Below are 13,752 nucleotides of genomic sequence, written 5' to 3'. Positions count from 1 at the left end.
ATGGACCGGCGATCCGGTCAGGCGGGTGGCTCTCGCAAGCCGGTCAGCATCGCGCCCACCGACTGGCGCCAGATCGCCACCGCTTCGGCCTCCCCGCCCAGCACGCCGCGCAACTCGAGCGATGCCAATCCGTGCACGAGCGCGAACAATCCCCGGCCCACGTCGAACTCGGCCCGCCCCGCGAAGACGCCGTCGGCGACGGCCCGGCGCACCACGCTCAGCACCCGCTCGAAACTGCGATAGACCAGCGCGAACAACGGATCGGCCTGGGTGGCGCCGGCCCGGACCGTGCCGAAGAACAGGTCGTAGAGCTTCGGCTTCTCGAGGGCCGCCGCCCGATAGGCCAGCGCCAGCTCGACGATCTCGGCGATCGGATCGGCCTGCGACGGGACCGCCTCGTGATGGCGGCGCATCGTCTCGGCCACGTCGACCGAGAGCGCCCGCAACAGGCCGTCCTTGTCGTCGAACAGGCTGTACACCGCGCGGGTCGTCGTTCCCACGGCGGCGGCCACCCGGCGTACGGAAACCGCTGCCGCACCCTCCGCATGCAGGATCTCCGCCGCCGCCGAGAGCAACGCGGCCCGGGTTTGCGCTCCGTGCTCCTTCGGACGTCCCACGCTTGGCCACAATACGCGACGCTGTTACGTTACGGCGTAACGAAACGGGAGGTCACCATGGATTACGACGTCATCGTGGTCGGCGCCCGGGTGGCCGGTTCGGCGACGGCGATGCTGCTGGCCCGCGCCGGTCTCCGCGTGCTCGTCGTCGACCGCGCACGCTTCCCGAGCGACACGCTCTCCACCCACCAGGTGCAACTTCCGGGCGGCGCCCTCCTGCGCCGATGGGGCATTCTCGACAAACTGACCGCGTACGGCACCCCGCCGGCCCGCAGTGTCACCTTCGACGCGGGTTCGGCCGTCCTGCGCGGGGAGTATTCGCCGTTCGACGGCGTCGACGCGGTGTACAGCCCGCGCCGCACCCTGCTCGACACCCTGTTGCTGGACGCCGCCCGCGAGGCCGGCGCCGAGATCGAGGAGGGCTTCGCCGTCGAGGAGGTGAGCGCACCCGATGCCCGCATCCGCGGCCGTGCGAAAGGCAGCTCCACCGGCCGCACGATCACGGCCGGCCTGGTGATCGGCGCCGACGGCAAGCACTCCACGGTGGCCAAGGCCGTCGGCGCCCGGCGATACCGGGTTCGCACGCCGCGTTCGGCCGCCTGCTATGCCTATTTCGAGGGCCTGCCGGTCAAGGGCGGCGAGGTCTACGTCCGCCCCGACCGCATGATCGGTCTCTGGCCGACCGATGAGGGGCGGACCATCCTGTACGCCGGGATGCCCCGCTCGCATTTCGACCGGTTCCGCCGAGATCTGCCGGGGACCGTCGCAGGCGTGGCCGACCTCGGCGATCGCCTCGCCGCCGCCACGATGGTCGAGCACATCCGCGCCACCACCGACCTGCCGGCCGTGATGCGCCGCCCCTGCGGCCGGGGCTGGGCACTGGCCGGCGACGCCGGCCTGGTCATGGACCCGATCACCGGTCAGGGCATCGCTAACGCCCTGCGCGACGCCGACGCGCTGGCCGCCGCCGTCCTCGCCGGCACCGCGAGGGCGTTCCGCGACTTCCACCGCGAGCGCGACCGCGCCCGGCGCCCGATCTACGACCTGACCGCCCGGTTCGCCTCGTTCCGGCCGGACCCGGCGAACGAGATCCTGTTCCCGGCCCTGGCCGCGGACCCCCACCAGACGGCGCGGTTCCTCGGCGTCCTGACCGGAACCGTGCCGCTCCCGGAGTTCTTCGGCCCGGCCAACCTGCGCGGCCTCGTCGGCATGAGGGGCATGCTGCGCATGATGGCGGCCCGGGCTGGAATGACACGGTCGCGTACCTGATCCGACCGCGCGATCGAGGTGGGCGCGGCGGGTGAAGCCGGCGCCGCGTTCAGCAGGATGAGCGCGGCGCCGGCTTGTCACATCGGGCGGGCGAGGCGGTAGTAGGCCTGGTTCCAGCGCACCCGGTCGGCGAAGTCGTGCGGCGTGGTCTTCTCGTCGATGACCAGCAGCTCGGTGCGGACCATGTCGGCGAAGTCGCGCAGCGTCTCGGCTCCGACGGCCTGGGTCATCACGGTGTGGTGCGGGCCGCCGGCGGTCAGCCAGCACTCGGCCGATGTGGAGAGCGACGGCGCGGGCTTCCACACCGCTCGGGCCACCGGGAGGCGGGGCAGCGGCTCGTCCGGCGGCACCACCTCGATCGTGTTCGCCACCAGGCGGAACCGGTCGCCCATGTCGGCCAGGCCGATCACCACGCCGGGGCCGGGGGCGGCGTCGAAGACCAGGCGCACCGGATCCTCCCGGCCACCGATGCCGAGCGGGTGGATCTCGCAGCGCGGACGCTCGGCGGCGATGGTGGGGCAGACCTCGAGCATGTGGGCGCCGAGGATCTTCGGCTCGCCGGGGCCGAAGTGGTACGTGTAGTCCTCCATGAAGGACGTGCCCCGGCCCGTGCCGGCGCCCATCGCCTTGACCGTGGCCAACAGCGCCGAGGTCTTCCAGTCGCCCTCGCCGCCGAAGCCGTAGCCATCGGCCATCAGGCGCTGCACGGCCAGCCCGGGCAGCTGCCGCAGGCCGCCGAGGTCCTCGAAGTTCGTGGTGAACGCCCCGAAGCCGCCGGCCGTCAGGAACTGCCGCAGCCCGGCCTCGATGCGCGCCGCGTACCGGAGCGACTCGTGCCGGTCGCCGTCCTTCCGCAACGAGGGCGACAAATCGTAAATGTCGGAATACTCGGCGACGAGCGCGTCCACGTCGGCGGAAGAGGCGGCGTCGACCACCTCGACCAGGTCGTTGACGCCGTACGTGTTCACCGAGACGCCGAAGCGCAACTCGGCCTCGACCTTGTCGCCCTCGGTGACGGCCACGTCCCGCATGTTGTCGCCGAACCGGGCGAGCCGCAGCGTACGCATGTGCTGGAAGCCCGCCGCCGCACGCACCCAGGCGTCCACGCGCTGCGCGACCACCGGGTCCGCGGCGTGCCCGGCCACCGTCTTGCGCGGCACGCCGAGCCGCGCCTGGATGAACCCGAACTCCCGGTCGCCGTGCGCGGCCTGGTTGAGGTTCATGAAGTCCATGTCGATGGTCGACCAGGGCAGCGACTGGTTGTGCTGGGTGTGCAGGTGCAGCAACGGCTTGCGCAGCGTGTCGAGCCCGGTGATCCACATCTTGGCCGGCGAGAACGTGTGCATCCACGCGATCACGCCGATCACCGACGGGTCGGCGTTGGCCTCGAGCATGGTCTGCCGGATCGCCGCCGAGTCGGTGAGCACCGGCTTCCCGACGATCTCGGCGCTGAGCCCTCCGTCGGCGAGCAGCCGCTGGATCTCGGCCGACTGGGCGGCCACCTGGTCGAGCGTCTCCGGGCCGTAGAGGTGCTGGCTGCCGGTCAGGAACCAGATCTGGGGCTTCATGCGACGGGCTCCTGTCCGTAGACGTTCTGATAGCGGGCGAAAAGAGAGTCGATGTCGCCCTGGGGGATGGGAATCGGCGCCCCGAGCTGGCGGGCGATGTGCACGGTGCGCGCGACGTCCTCGCACATCACCGCCGCCTTGACCGCGTCGCGCGCGGACCGGCCGATGGTGAAGACGCCGTGGTTGCGCATGAGCACGGCGGGCGAACGGTGGTGGCGAAGCGTCTCGACGATTCCCCGGCCGATGGAGTCGTCGCCGATCAGGGCGAAGGGCCCGACCGGGATCTCGCCGCCGAACTCGTCGGCGATCATGGTGAGCACGCACGGGATGGCCTCGCCGCGGGCGGACCAGGCGGTCGCGTACGTGGAATGGGTGTGCACCACGCCTTGGACGTGGGGCATGTGCTTGTAGACGTACGCATGCGCGGCCGTGTCCGAGGACGGCTTGTGATCACCCTCCACCAGGTTGCCGTCCAAGTCCGTGACCACCATCGCGTCGGCTGTTATCTCGTCGTAGGAGACGCCGGAGGGCTTGATGACGAGCAGGTCCTCACCCGGGACGCGGGCCGACACGTTGCCCGCCGTCCACACCACGAGATCGTTCCGGGGCAGCTCCGCGTGCAGGTCGGCGACCAGCTTCCGGACGTCCCCGAGCACGCTCACGCGGCCGCCTTCCGCTGGATCGCCCGCAACTTGCGCATCACCTTGCTCGTGCCCCGCCCGAAGTAGTCGTGCAGCGCCGAGTACTCGGCGTAGAGCTCGTCATAGACGGCGGCGGCCGAAGCGGACGGCCGGTAGACGGCGCGCTCGACCCGGCCCATGGCCGCGGCCGCCGCGCGTACGGACGGATAGGCCTTTGCCGCCGCGGCCGCGTGGATCGCCGAGCCCAGCGCCGGTCCCTGATCGGAACCGATCACCGAGAGCGGCATGTTCAGCACGTCCGCGTAGATCTGCATGAGCAGCTTGTTCTTGAGCAGGCCGCCGGCCGCGATGAACTCCCGCACCGGCACGCCGGCCGCGACGAACGTCTCGACGATCTTGCGGGTGCCGAACGCGGTGGCCTCGATCAGCGCGCGGTAGACGTCCTGGGGCCGGGTGGCGAGCGTCTCGCCGATCAGCAGGCCGGACAGCTCGTGGTCGACCAGCACCGACCGGTTGCCGCTGTGCCAGTCGAGCGCGATCAGCCCGTGCTCGCCCGGCCTCTGGTCCGCGGCGAGGGCCGTGAGCCGTTCGTGCGTCCACTCGGCGCCGAGGTTGCCGACGTAGTGGCCGAAGATGTCGCCGACGCCGCTCTGCCCCGCCTCGTACCCCCAGAGACTGGCCACGATCCCGCCGTCGACGACCCCGCACATGCCCGGGACCTCGCGGACCTCGTCGCCGTTCAGCACGTGGCAGGTCGACGTGCCCATGATCGCGACCAGCTGACCGGGCTCGAGCGCGACGGCGGCCGCGCTGGTCACGTGCGCGTCGACGTTGCCGACCGCGACCGTGATGCCCTCGGGGAGCCCGGTCCAGGCGGCGGCCTCGGCGGTGAGCGTGCCGGCCGCGTCGCCGAGCTGACCGATCGGCTGGTCGAGCTTCTCCGACACGAAGTCCGCGAACTCGGGGTTGAGCGCGGCGAGGAAGTCCCGGGACGGGTAGGCGCCGTCCTGCAGGATGCCCTTGTAACCGGCGGTGCAGGCGTTGCGCACGTAGCGACCGGTGAGCCGCCAGACGATCCAGTCGGCCGCCTCGACCCATCGTTCGGTCGCGGCGTAGAGCTCCGGATCCTCCTCCAGCAGCTGCAGCCCCTTCGCGAACTCCCACTCCGAGGAGATCAGCCCGCCGTAGCGCGGGAGCCACGACTCGCTGCGCTTCGCGGCGAGCTCATTGATGCGATCCGCCTGCGGCTGGGCGGCATGGTGCTTCCAGAGCTTGACGTACGCGTGGGGACGGCCCCGAAACTGCGCAACCTCGCACAACGGGGTCCCATCGGCGAGGGCCGGCACCATCGTGCAGGCGGTGAAGTCGGTGCCGACCCCGATCACGTGCGCCGGGTCGACGCCGGCGGCGGTGATCGCGGCGGGCACGGCGTGCTTGAGGACGTCGATGTAGTCGCTCGGCACCTGCAGGGCCCAGTCGTGGCCGAGCGGGGTGCCGTCGGGGAGTGACTCGGTGAGGACGGCATGGCGGTAGTCGTGCACCGCGGAGCCGAGCTCCGCGCCGTCCGCGACACGGACGACGACCGCGCGGCCGGAGAGAGTGCCGTAATCGACACCGACCACGCAGGCCACGGAGGGGTCAACGGGCATGGGGGGATACCTCCACGTCGAGGGGCGTTTCAGCATTGTTATCGCTAACAACACAGGTGTCAACGCCACTCGACGGCAGCAATTGTTATCGCTAACATACTGCAGGTCAGCGCGCTGGGCGCATTCTTGAGCCGCGCCGGCCACCCGCCGTGCCGGCCGCCTGCCGTGCCGGCCGCCTGCCGTGCCGGCCGCCTGCCGTGCCGGCCGCCTGCCGTGCCGGCCGCCTGCCGTCCCTGCCTGCCGTCCCTGCCTGCCGTGCCGGCCGCCTGCCGTCCCTGCCTGCCGTCTCTGCCTGCCGTCTCTGCCGCCTGCCGTCTCTGCCGCCCGCCGTCCCGGCCGCCCGCCCGTCCCGGCCGCCTGCCGCCCCCTGCCGCCCGCCGTCCCGGCCGTCCCCTGCCGCCTGCCGTCCCTGCCGCCAGCCGTCCCGGCCGCCCTGCGCTGGCGGCGGGCTCTGCGCTGGCGGCAGGCCCTGCGCTGGCGGCCCTGCGCTGGCGGCCCTGCGCTGGCGGCCCTGCGCTGGCGGCCCTGCCTTGGCGCTCCTCGGCTGGGGCCGGTCAGGCGGTCCGGCGGCGGATGGCCAGGATGCGCCGGCCGCACTCCAGCAAATGCGCCCGTTGGGTCTCGCGGTCCGGCGCGGCCTCGCTCGGCGTCGACAACGGGGCCGTCATGCCGCTCAGGAACACCAGCAAGGCGGTCTGCGTCAGCGGATCGGCCTGCGGGCCCAGAATCTCGTCGACGATCCGGTTCCACCAGCCGACCAGGTCGTGGTGCGACTCCATCAGGCGCGCCACATAAGGGTCGCCGACCAGGACCGAGAAACGGGAGTGGTTGTCGACGATCAGGTTGACCATGCCGGTCACGAACTCGTCGAGCCGGGCCGGCCGGGAACGGTGCGCGGCGGCGCGGTCGAGGACGCCGTCGAGCGACGCGAAAAGCGGCGCGAGCACGCCCAGCACCAGCTCGTCCTTGCTGCGGTAGTGGTAGTAGACGGCGGCCTTGGTGACGCCCATGTCGTCGGCGATCGCCTGCAACGACGTGCCCTCGACCCCGTCGCGGGCGAACAAGCGAAGCGCGGTCTCGTGCAGCGCGGCCCGGCCGGCGCCGCGCGGTCGCACCCCGGCCCCCTGTGTCACACCGGTCATCGTATCGACACGTCCACGAAAAACCTAGCCGACGGGCAAGTGTGATACTTACCGCTTGGCTAGTTCTTTTCTAGCCGGCCGGTAAGTCTCATCTCTACCGTGGCCATGCCGAAACGTAGAGAGCCCGAGACGTGAGAGGGAGGCTTCGTGGCGACCTTGCTGTACCGGCTGGGCCGGTTCTCGTTCCGCCGCCGGAAGGTGGTCGGCCTGCTGTGGGTGGCGGTGCTCGTCCTGTTCGGGGTGGGCGCGGCCACGCTGTCCGGCCCGACCAGCGACGCGTTCTCGATCCCGGGCACCGAGTCGTCCCGCGCGCTGGCCGTGATGGCGGAGAAGTTCGGCGCCGGCGCGGACGGGGCGTCGGCCAAGGTCGTCTTCACCGTCGGCGGCGACGCCACGCTCACCGGCACCGAGCAGAAGGCCGCCATCGAGAAGGCGGTCGCCGCGCTGAAGAAGGCGCCGCAGGTCTCCTCGGTCGCCGACCCGTTCACCGCCAGGACGATCTCCAAGGACCTGCGGACCGCGTACGCGACGGTCAGCTACGGAGTGGCCGCCGGTGACGTGACCGGCGCCGCCCGCGACGCGCTGTTCGCGGCCGGCGACGAGGCCCGGGCGGCGGGTCTGGGCGTCGAGTACTCCGGCGAGATGGTCGCCACCCCCGAGGGCGGCCACTCGAGCGAGGCGCTGGGCATGATCATCGCCGCGTTCGTGCTGGTCATCACGTTCGGCTCGCTGGTAGCGGCGGGCCTGCCGCTGCTCACCGCGATCATCGGCGTGGGCCTCGGCATGACCGGCATCCAGATCGCCACCGGCTTCTTCGACCTGTCGTCGTCGACCTCGGCCCTGGCCACCATGCTCGGCCTCGCCGTCGGCATCGACTACGCGCTGTTCATCGTCTCCCGCTACCGTCACGAGCTCGCCCAGGGCCGCGACGGCGAGGAGGCCGCGGGCCGTGCCACCGGCACCGCCGGCTCGGCCGTGGTGTTCGCCGGCCTCACCGTGATCATCGCGCTGGCCGCGCTGAGCGTCACCGGCATCCCGTTCCTGTCGGCGATGGGCCTGGCCGCGGCGTTCACCGTGGCGATGGCCGTGGTCATCACGCTGACCCTGACCCCGGCGCTGCTCGGCTTCGCCGGCCGCCGCGTGCAGGCAAGGAAGGTGCGCAGGGCCGCCGCAGAAGCGGGCGGCCAAAGCGACAAGCGCGGCGGCGAAGGGGAGCGCGGCGGCGAAGGGGAGCGCGGCGGCGAAGGGGAGCGCGGCGGCGAAGGGGAGCGCGGCGGCGAAGGGGAGCGCGGCGGCGAAGGGCAGCGCGGCGGAAACGGCGAGCGCGGCGTGCGACGAGTGAGCGCCAAGATGCCGTTCGGTGAGCGCTGGGCACGCTTGGTGCTCAAGAACCGGATCGTCGCCCTCGTGCTCGCGCTCGGCGTCATCACGGTGGCCGCGGTCCCGGCGCTGGACCTGCACCTCGCCCTGCCCGACGACAGCACCGCGTCGCCGGCCTCGACTCAGCGCAAGGCCTACGACCAGCTCGCCGCGGGCTTCGGCGCCGGGTTCAACGGGCCGCTCATCGTCATCGCCGAGCACACCACCGAGGCCGCCGCCACCGCCGCCCAGCAGACCATCGCCGGCCTGAAGGACGTCGTGCTGGTCACCCCGCCGGCCATGAACCCGGCCGGCGACACCGCGCTGCTGACCGTCATCCCGGGCAGCGGCGCCACCGCCGAGGCCACCAAGGACCTGGTCGCGGCCATCCGCGCGCTGCCGGACCGGGACGGCACCGCCCTGGCCGTGACGGGCACGACGGCGGTCAACATCGATGTCACCGACAAGATCACGGGCGCTCTGGTCCCGTACCTCCTGATCGTGGTCGGTCTTGCCGTGGTGCTGTTGATGGTGGTGTTCCGCAGTGTCCTGGTGCCGCTCAAGGCGACGCTCGGGTTCCTGCTCTCGGTCGGCGCGACGTTCGGCGCGGTGGTCTTCGTCTTCCAGCAGGGCCACCTGGCCGGACTGATCGGCCTCGACTCGACCGGCCCGATCATCAGCCTGATGCCCATCTTCCTGATCGGCATCCTGTTCGGCCTGGCCATGGACTACGAGGTCTTCCTGGTCACCCGCACGCGCGAGGAGTTCGTGCACGGCGGCGACCCCGACCATGCGGTGATCAGCGGCATGCGGCACGGCGCGCGGGTGGTCACGGCCGCGGCGCTCATCATGATCAGCGTCTTCGCCGGCTTCGTCCTGGCCGACGACACGATCATCAAGACGCTGGGCTTCGCGCTGGCGTTCGGCGTGGCGGTCGACGCCTTCCTGGTACGCATGACGATCGTCCCCGCCGTGCTGTCGCTCTTCGGCCGGGCCGCCTGGTGGCTGCCGCGCGCGCTCGACCGCGTGCTGCCGAACGTCGACGTCGAGGGCGAGGCGCTCACCAGGCAGCCGGCGGCCGAGCCGGCGGACACCGGGGAGAAGGAGCTGATCGCCGCCTGAGTCAGCGGGCCAGGTCGAAGATCTGCAGGCACTCCTCCTCGACCTGGCAGTAGGCCGGCTGCGAGTCGCGTTTCGCCCGGTCGGAGACGGTGACGACACGGTCGGGGGCGATCCACGCGACGCCCTCGACCGTGCAGTAGCCGCGCGGGAAGTGGTCGATGCGGCCGGCGTCGACCGACCACGCGGCGGGATCGAGGTGGCCCGTCCACAGGGCCGCCGACTCCTGCGACACCACGGCCAGGCGGTCGCCGGCGAGGGCGACCGCGGCGTAGTCGGCCAGGCCGGGGATGTCCATCCGCGCTTCCGGATGCCAGTTGCGGCGGCCGCGGCGGAAGACCATGGGTCCCTCCTCCTCGTGCAGCGTGAGCAGGTAGGGGACGCCGTCGCGGCGTACCACCTCGAGGCCCTCCATGCCCTTGTTGGGCCGGGCGATCGGATATTCCAGCCAGGCCGCGTCCAGGAAGACCAGCTTCTCGTCGTACTCCTCGACCCGGGCCTGGTGGCCGCCGTTGCGGCGGGCCGACTCGACCAGCAGGTAGATGTGGCCGGTGAGCGGGTCGCGGGCGATGTCCTCGTAGCCGTCGGACGGTCCCGGCGCCGTCTCGACCAGGTCGGTGGCGGCCGGCGGGCCGGCCGCGATCCGGGCCACCGTCCGCAGGTTGTCGAAGATGACCAGGTAGTGGTCGTCGACCGCGATCACCCCGCTGGCCTCCAGCCGGCCGGGGCTGCCGGCCGGGAGGAGGCTGCGGATGCGGGTCTCGCTGATCAGCCTCATCCGAACGTCGCGCCGCTCGCGCCGGCCGGGAACGTCTTGCGCAGGGCGGTCAGCTGCTCGTGCGCGCTGTCGCAGCGCATCCGGGCGTAGTGGTAGATGCCCAGGATGAACTCGTTGCCGTGCCGCAGCTCCTGCTGCTCGTGGCCGGCCCGGTAGACCTCGTCGTTGGTGAACACCCGGCCGGTGAACGGGGCCGAGTTCGGGAAGTCGGCCTCGAGGTAGGCCGAGGGCACCACCCGCGGCCACAGCGCGTTCATCCGGGCGGTCAGCGCGTCCGGCGTGAAGTCGGTCGCCAGCAGATGGTCGATGTGGTCCAGGTAGTACTGCGCGCAGTCGTGGTCGGCCAGCAGCTTGGTCACCAGCGGGATCCGCGACAAACCCTTCCCTTGGTGGTACGCCTTGGTGTTCGCCGGCCAGTCGAGCAGGTCGGTGTACTGCCAGGCCGTCCCGAAGTAGTCGATGCCGAGGCAGTTGTCGTAGTCCCACGGGATGAAGGTGAAGTACGGCTTGTCGAGGAAGTCTTTCGGCGACCCGGCCTTGCCCGCGTTGTAGAGGTAGTAGTTGGCCGGGGTGGCGAAGTAGTTGTCCCAGCTGCCGAGCAGCACGTTCAGCCCCGCCCAGCGCAGGAAGCCCCGGACGTCGAAGAGGTCCTGGATCTCCGCCATCGACCCCCGGTCGAGCGCCCGGATCAGGTCGGCCAGATCGTCGTACGTGTTGAGGTCCGGGTCGTCCTCGTTGGTCTTGAGGCGATACGTCAGGTCGGGATTGTCGTGGCCGGTGTAGTACTGCTTGCCGCTGTCGTCGCCGTCCTTGCCGGTCCGGTGCTCGAGGGTCGCGCAGCCGACGTCGCCGCAGTAGGCCTTGTACAGGTTCCCGTGGTTGTTGGCGCCGAACCGCTCCTTGAGGAAGCCGCGGTCGACCTGCTCGATGAGCGAGAAGAGGCCCTGGTAGCCGCCGTTGATGGCGAACCGGGCGTAGGTGTGCCGCGCGGCCGGGACGCCGATCCGCCGGAAGAGCGACCAGGCGATGGCCTCGCGCATCTGGGACGGGTCGTTGACCATGGACTTGAGGTTGAGCCGGGACATCCCGACGATCCGGTCGTCGTCGGCCCCGGGGTCGACGTCCAGCTTCCACGAGCGCTTCGGCGCGTACTTCGTCCGGTTACCGCTGTTGACCAGCGAGAACGTGGTGCTGGTGTAGAGCACGCCGGCCTGGTCGGGCGGCGGGATCGGCCGCTGGTCGGCCGGATCGGCGCGCCAGAGCCCGATGCGCGCGTCGCCGCTGGACTCGACCGGCTGGTCGGGTTTCATGTCGGCGGGCGGCCACCCGGTCAAGGTGACCTGGTACATCGGCAGGGCGAAGAACTCCTCCCGGCCGATCGACGCCTTCTTGAAGACGCCGGCCAGTGGCGCGGCCGCGGGCTGGCCGAGCAGCGCCGTGAACTCGGCGCGGGTGCGCAGGGTGGCGTCGCCCGGCCCGCGCGGCCGGTTGGCCTTGGCCGCGAGGTCGCGGGCGGGGCCGGCCGGAAGGTCGGCCAGGACGATCGCCCGATCGTCGTCGAGGGGGTTTTCCATCACCCCATGTAGCGCCCTCATCCACCCGCGGAGAAGGCAAGAGTCAGGTTGGCGTCAGGACGCCACGAGCTGCCGGTACCTCGTTGATCGCTTGGCGTCGATACGGTGTCCCGATGTCACGACCGATACGACGGCTGCTCGCCGTCGCCGCAACGCTCGGGATCGTGCTCGGGGCCGGCACCCCGGCATGGGCCATCGCCAACTCCGAACCGGTGCCGGACGGGAAGTACACGTTCTCGGTCCGCCTGACCATGACCGGCATCCCGACGGCATCGGGCGGCCGCCGCAACAGCGCCTGCTCGGGCGCCCTGATCGCCCCGCGCTGGGTGATCACCGCCGGCCACTGCTTCCGCGACGAGAACAACGTGCGGGTGGACCGCCCGGTGGCCGACCTGACCACCGCCACGATCGCCGGCCGCTCGGCCACCGTGGTCGCGGTCCGCCAGTCCCCGACCGCGGACGTCTCGCTGGCCGAGCTCTCGGCGCCGGTGCACGGCGTCCGGCCGATCGCCCTGGCCCGATCGGCCCCCGAGGTCGGCGCGATCCTCCGGGTCACCGGTTACGGCGCGACGACCAGCGTCAACCCGGTGCCGGGCACCGAGCTGCGCACGGGACAGCTGTCGGTGGTCACCGTGGGCGAGTCGGTGCTGGGCATGCACGGCTACGCGCCGGCGCCGGACACGACCCCATGCCCGTACGACTCGGGTGGTCCCTATTTCACCGAGAGCGCCCACCGATGGCCGCGCCTGGCCGCCGTGGTGAGCAACGGCCCGAGCTGCCCGCACACCCAGATCGAGAACGCCGCCCGGACCGACAACATCGTCCCCTGGATCCGCACGGTCCTGCGCACCGTCCACTGAGAGCCGCCGGGCGGGCCCGCGGGATCCGCCCGGCCTCCTCCTATCGGGTGACGGCCACTCGGCGTGCGCGCCGAACCCCCGCATCGATCGGGTTGACCCGTACCCCTTTGTAGATCTTTTGACTGAGCGCCCCTCCGCCCCGATGCTCTAATCGCGCCATGCCGATCAAGCCCTACGGGGTCCTGCGCGCCGCCGTGATCGACCGCCGGATCGAGACGGCCGACACGCCGCACTATCAGATCCGTCTGCGGGCCGCCGGCGTCGACTACCGGGCGGCGGTCAACGTGCGATCGCAGCAGCGGCCGCCCGAGCTGCTCTACGTCGCCGTCGACGACTTCCGGCATCCGCTCCTCGAGCGCATCGCCGCGCTGCCCGACGGGTTCACCGAGCTGAGCAGCGACGGCACCGGGGCCGCGCTCGACTACATCCGGGGCAATCTGTTCCAGCGTGAGGCCATGCGGCCGGTGCCGACCGCCGAGCCGGGGCCGGAGAACGACCTCGGCGACTTCCTCGACCACTACGTGTCGCGCGCGCTGGGCGATCCGGCGGCGCGGGCCTTCGTGTTCGGCCAGTCGTGGGGTCCCGAGCCGGCCGTCAAGGACAAGATCTTCGACTTCCTGCCCGGCAACGGGGTGCACGACGTCCACATGAACCAGGGCAACAGCGGCCGGTTCGCCGACGACGACGGGGTGTACCAGGACGGCGGCCTGCTGCTGAGCTACCCGGACGGCAAGTGGGTGGCGATCTTCCTCGCCTTCCAGTCCCAGTCGTTCCACACCGACGACACCACGGGACACACCCTGCCCGGCATTCCGGAGCCCGGTCCGGCGCCGGCGCCGAGCCCGCAGGAGCCCGACCATCTCGTACGCATCGTGGCCGCGCTCGCCAACCCGGCCGGCCCCGCCCCCGAACCCGAGACCGTCACCCTGCTCAACGTGTCCCCGGGCGAGCTGGACCTGACCGGCTGGCAGCTGGCCGACCGCAACGGCGGCCGTCAGGAGCTCACCGGCCGGCTCCAGGCGGGCGACGCCGTCCGGCTCAGCGTCGCGGCCCCGGTCGCGCTCGGCAACCGGGGCGGCACCATCACCGTCCTCGACCACCGCGGACTCAAGGTCGACGGCGTCGCCTACACCGCCGACCAGGCCGCCCGCGAGGGCTGGACGATCACGTTCTAGG

General features: G+C 71.6%; 11 protein-coding genes. 4 read left to right on the top strand and 7 right to left on the bottom strand.

Translation table 11 applies throughout. The features are described from left to right. Nucleotides 1–17: 17 nt before the first annotated feature. Complete coding sequence (locus ACQP2F_RS30745; protein WP_433293492.1) at nucleotides 18–617, bottom strand: TetR/AcrR family transcriptional regulator; 600 nt, start codon at nucleotides 615–617, stop codon at nucleotides 18–20. A gap of 57 nt (nucleotides 618–674) precedes the next feature. Here ACQP2F_RS30745 and ACQP2F_RS30740 point away from each other — a divergent pair, with 57 nt between their 5' ends. Continuing rightward, nucleotides 675–1,886, top strand: a complete 1,212-nt coding sequence (locus ACQP2F_RS30740) for an NAD(P)/FAD-dependent oxidoreductase (RefSeq protein ID WP_433293490.1) — start codon at nucleotides 675–677, stop codon at nucleotides 1,884–1,886. Between the two features lie 77 nt (nucleotides 1,887–1,963). Here the strand turns inward: ACQP2F_RS30740 and araA are convergent, their stop codons facing one another. From araA to ACQP2F_RS30720, 4 genes are all read right to left on the bottom strand, one after another. Then, the gene (araA, locus tag ACQP2F_RS30735; RefSeq protein ID WP_433293487.1) at nucleotides 1,964–3,454 is read right to left on the bottom strand and encodes an L-arabinose isomerase; all 1,491 of its coding nucleotides are present in this window, start codon (nucleotides 3,452–3,454) and stop codon (nucleotides 1,964–1,966) included. Further along, entirely contained in the window at nucleotides 3,451–4,116 is a 666-nt protein-coding gene (locus tag ACQP2F_RS30730) for an L-ribulose-5-phosphate 4-epimerase (protein ID WP_433293485.1), read from the bottom strand. The genes araA and ACQP2F_RS30730 overlap by 4 nt, the downstream gene beginning before the upstream one ends. Beyond that, nucleotides 4,113–5,744, bottom strand: a complete 1,632-nt coding sequence (gene araB / locus ACQP2F_RS30725; RefSeq protein ID WP_433293483.1) for a ribulokinase — start codon at nucleotides 5,742–5,744, stop codon at nucleotides 4,113–4,115. The genes ACQP2F_RS30730 and araB overlap by 4 nt, the downstream gene beginning before the upstream one ends. A 554-nt stretch (nucleotides 5,745–6,298) precedes the next feature. After that, nucleotides 6,299–6,877: a TetR/AcrR family transcriptional regulator gene (locus tag ACQP2F_RS30720; RefSeq protein ID WP_433293481.1), complete on the bottom strand. Its 579-nt coding sequence runs from the start codon at nucleotides 6,875–6,877 to the stop codon at nucleotides 6,299–6,301. 156 nt (nucleotides 6,878–7,033) lie between these two features. Here ACQP2F_RS30720 and ACQP2F_RS30715 point away from each other — a divergent pair, with 156 nt between their 5' ends. Continuing rightward, nucleotides 7,034–9,367, top strand: a complete 2,334-nt coding sequence (locus ACQP2F_RS30715) for an MMPL family transporter (RefSeq protein WP_433293479.1) — start codon at nucleotides 7,034–7,036, stop codon at nucleotides 9,365–9,367. A gap of 1 nt (nucleotide 9,368) precedes the next feature. Here the strand turns inward: ACQP2F_RS30715 and ACQP2F_RS30710 are convergent, their stop codons facing one another. Both ACQP2F_RS30710 and ACQP2F_RS30705 read right to left on the bottom strand, forming a co-directional pair. Then, nucleotides 9,369–10,142, bottom strand: a complete 774-nt coding sequence (locus ACQP2F_RS30710) for a hypothetical protein (RefSeq protein ID WP_433293476.1) — start codon at nucleotides 10,140–10,142, stop codon at nucleotides 9,369–9,371. Next, nucleotides 10,139–11,716, bottom strand: coding sequence for a CotH kinase family protein (locus ACQP2F_RS30705; protein ID WP_433293474.1), 1,578 nt, complete (start codon nucleotides 11,714–11,716; stop codon nucleotides 10,139–10,141). Before ACQP2F_RS30705 ends, ACQP2F_RS30710 begins: the two co-directional genes overlap by 4 nt. A gap of 113 nt (nucleotides 11,717–11,829) precedes the next feature. Here ACQP2F_RS30705 and ACQP2F_RS30700 point away from each other — a divergent pair, with 113 nt between their 5' ends. After that, on the top strand, nucleotides 11,830–12,576 hold the full coding sequence (locus tag ACQP2F_RS30700) for a S1 family peptidase (RefSeq protein WP_433293472.1): 747 nt from the start codon (nucleotides 11,830–11,832) through the stop codon (nucleotides 12,574–12,576). Between the two features lie 158 nt (nucleotides 12,577–12,734). Further along, a complete protein-coding gene (locus ACQP2F_RS30695; RefSeq protein ID WP_433293470.1) occupies nucleotides 12,735–13,751 on the top strand; it encodes a DUF2278 family protein in 1,017 nt (338 codons plus the stop codon). The last annotated feature ends 1 nt before the right edge of the window (nucleotide 13,752 follow it).

Origin of the sequence: Actinoplanes sp. CA-030573 (genome assembly GCF_050951115.1) — a bacterium.
In the GTDB taxonomy this organism is placed as follows: domain Bacteria; phylum Actinomycetota; class Actinomycetes; order Mycobacteriales; family Micromonosporaceae; genus Actinoplanes.
This window is presented reverse-complemented; position numbering and strand designations above follow the sequence as displayed.

Bases quoted from the DNA above. Each gene is read 5' to 3' on its own strand.
- ACQP2F_RS30695 (WP_433293470.1), top strand. From the start codon at position 12,735: ATGCCGATCAAGCCCTACGGGGTCCTGCGCGCCGCCGTGATCGACCGC.
- ACQP2F_RS30740 (WP_433293490.1), top strand. From the start codon at position 675: ATGGATTACGACGTCATCGTGGTCGGCGCCCGGGTGGCCGGTTCGGCG.
- araB (WP_433293483.1), bottom strand. From the start codon at position 5,744: ATGCCCGTTGACCCCTCCGTGGCCTGCGTGGTCGGTGTCGATTACGGC.
- araA (WP_433293487.1), bottom strand. From the start codon at position 3,454: ATGAAGCCCCAGATCTGGTTCCTGACCGGCAGCCAGCACCTCTACGGC.
- ACQP2F_RS30700 (WP_433293472.1), top strand. From the start codon at position 11,830: ATGTCACGACCGATACGACGGCTGCTCGCCGTCGCCGCAACGCTCGGG.
- ACQP2F_RS30705 (WP_433293474.1), bottom strand. From the start codon at position 11,716: ATGGAAAACCCCCTCGACGACGATCGGGCGATCGTCCTGGCCGACCTT.
- ACQP2F_RS30710 (WP_433293476.1), bottom strand. From the start codon at position 10,142: ATGAGGCTGATCAGCGAGACCCGCATCCGCAGCCTCCTCCCGGCCGGC.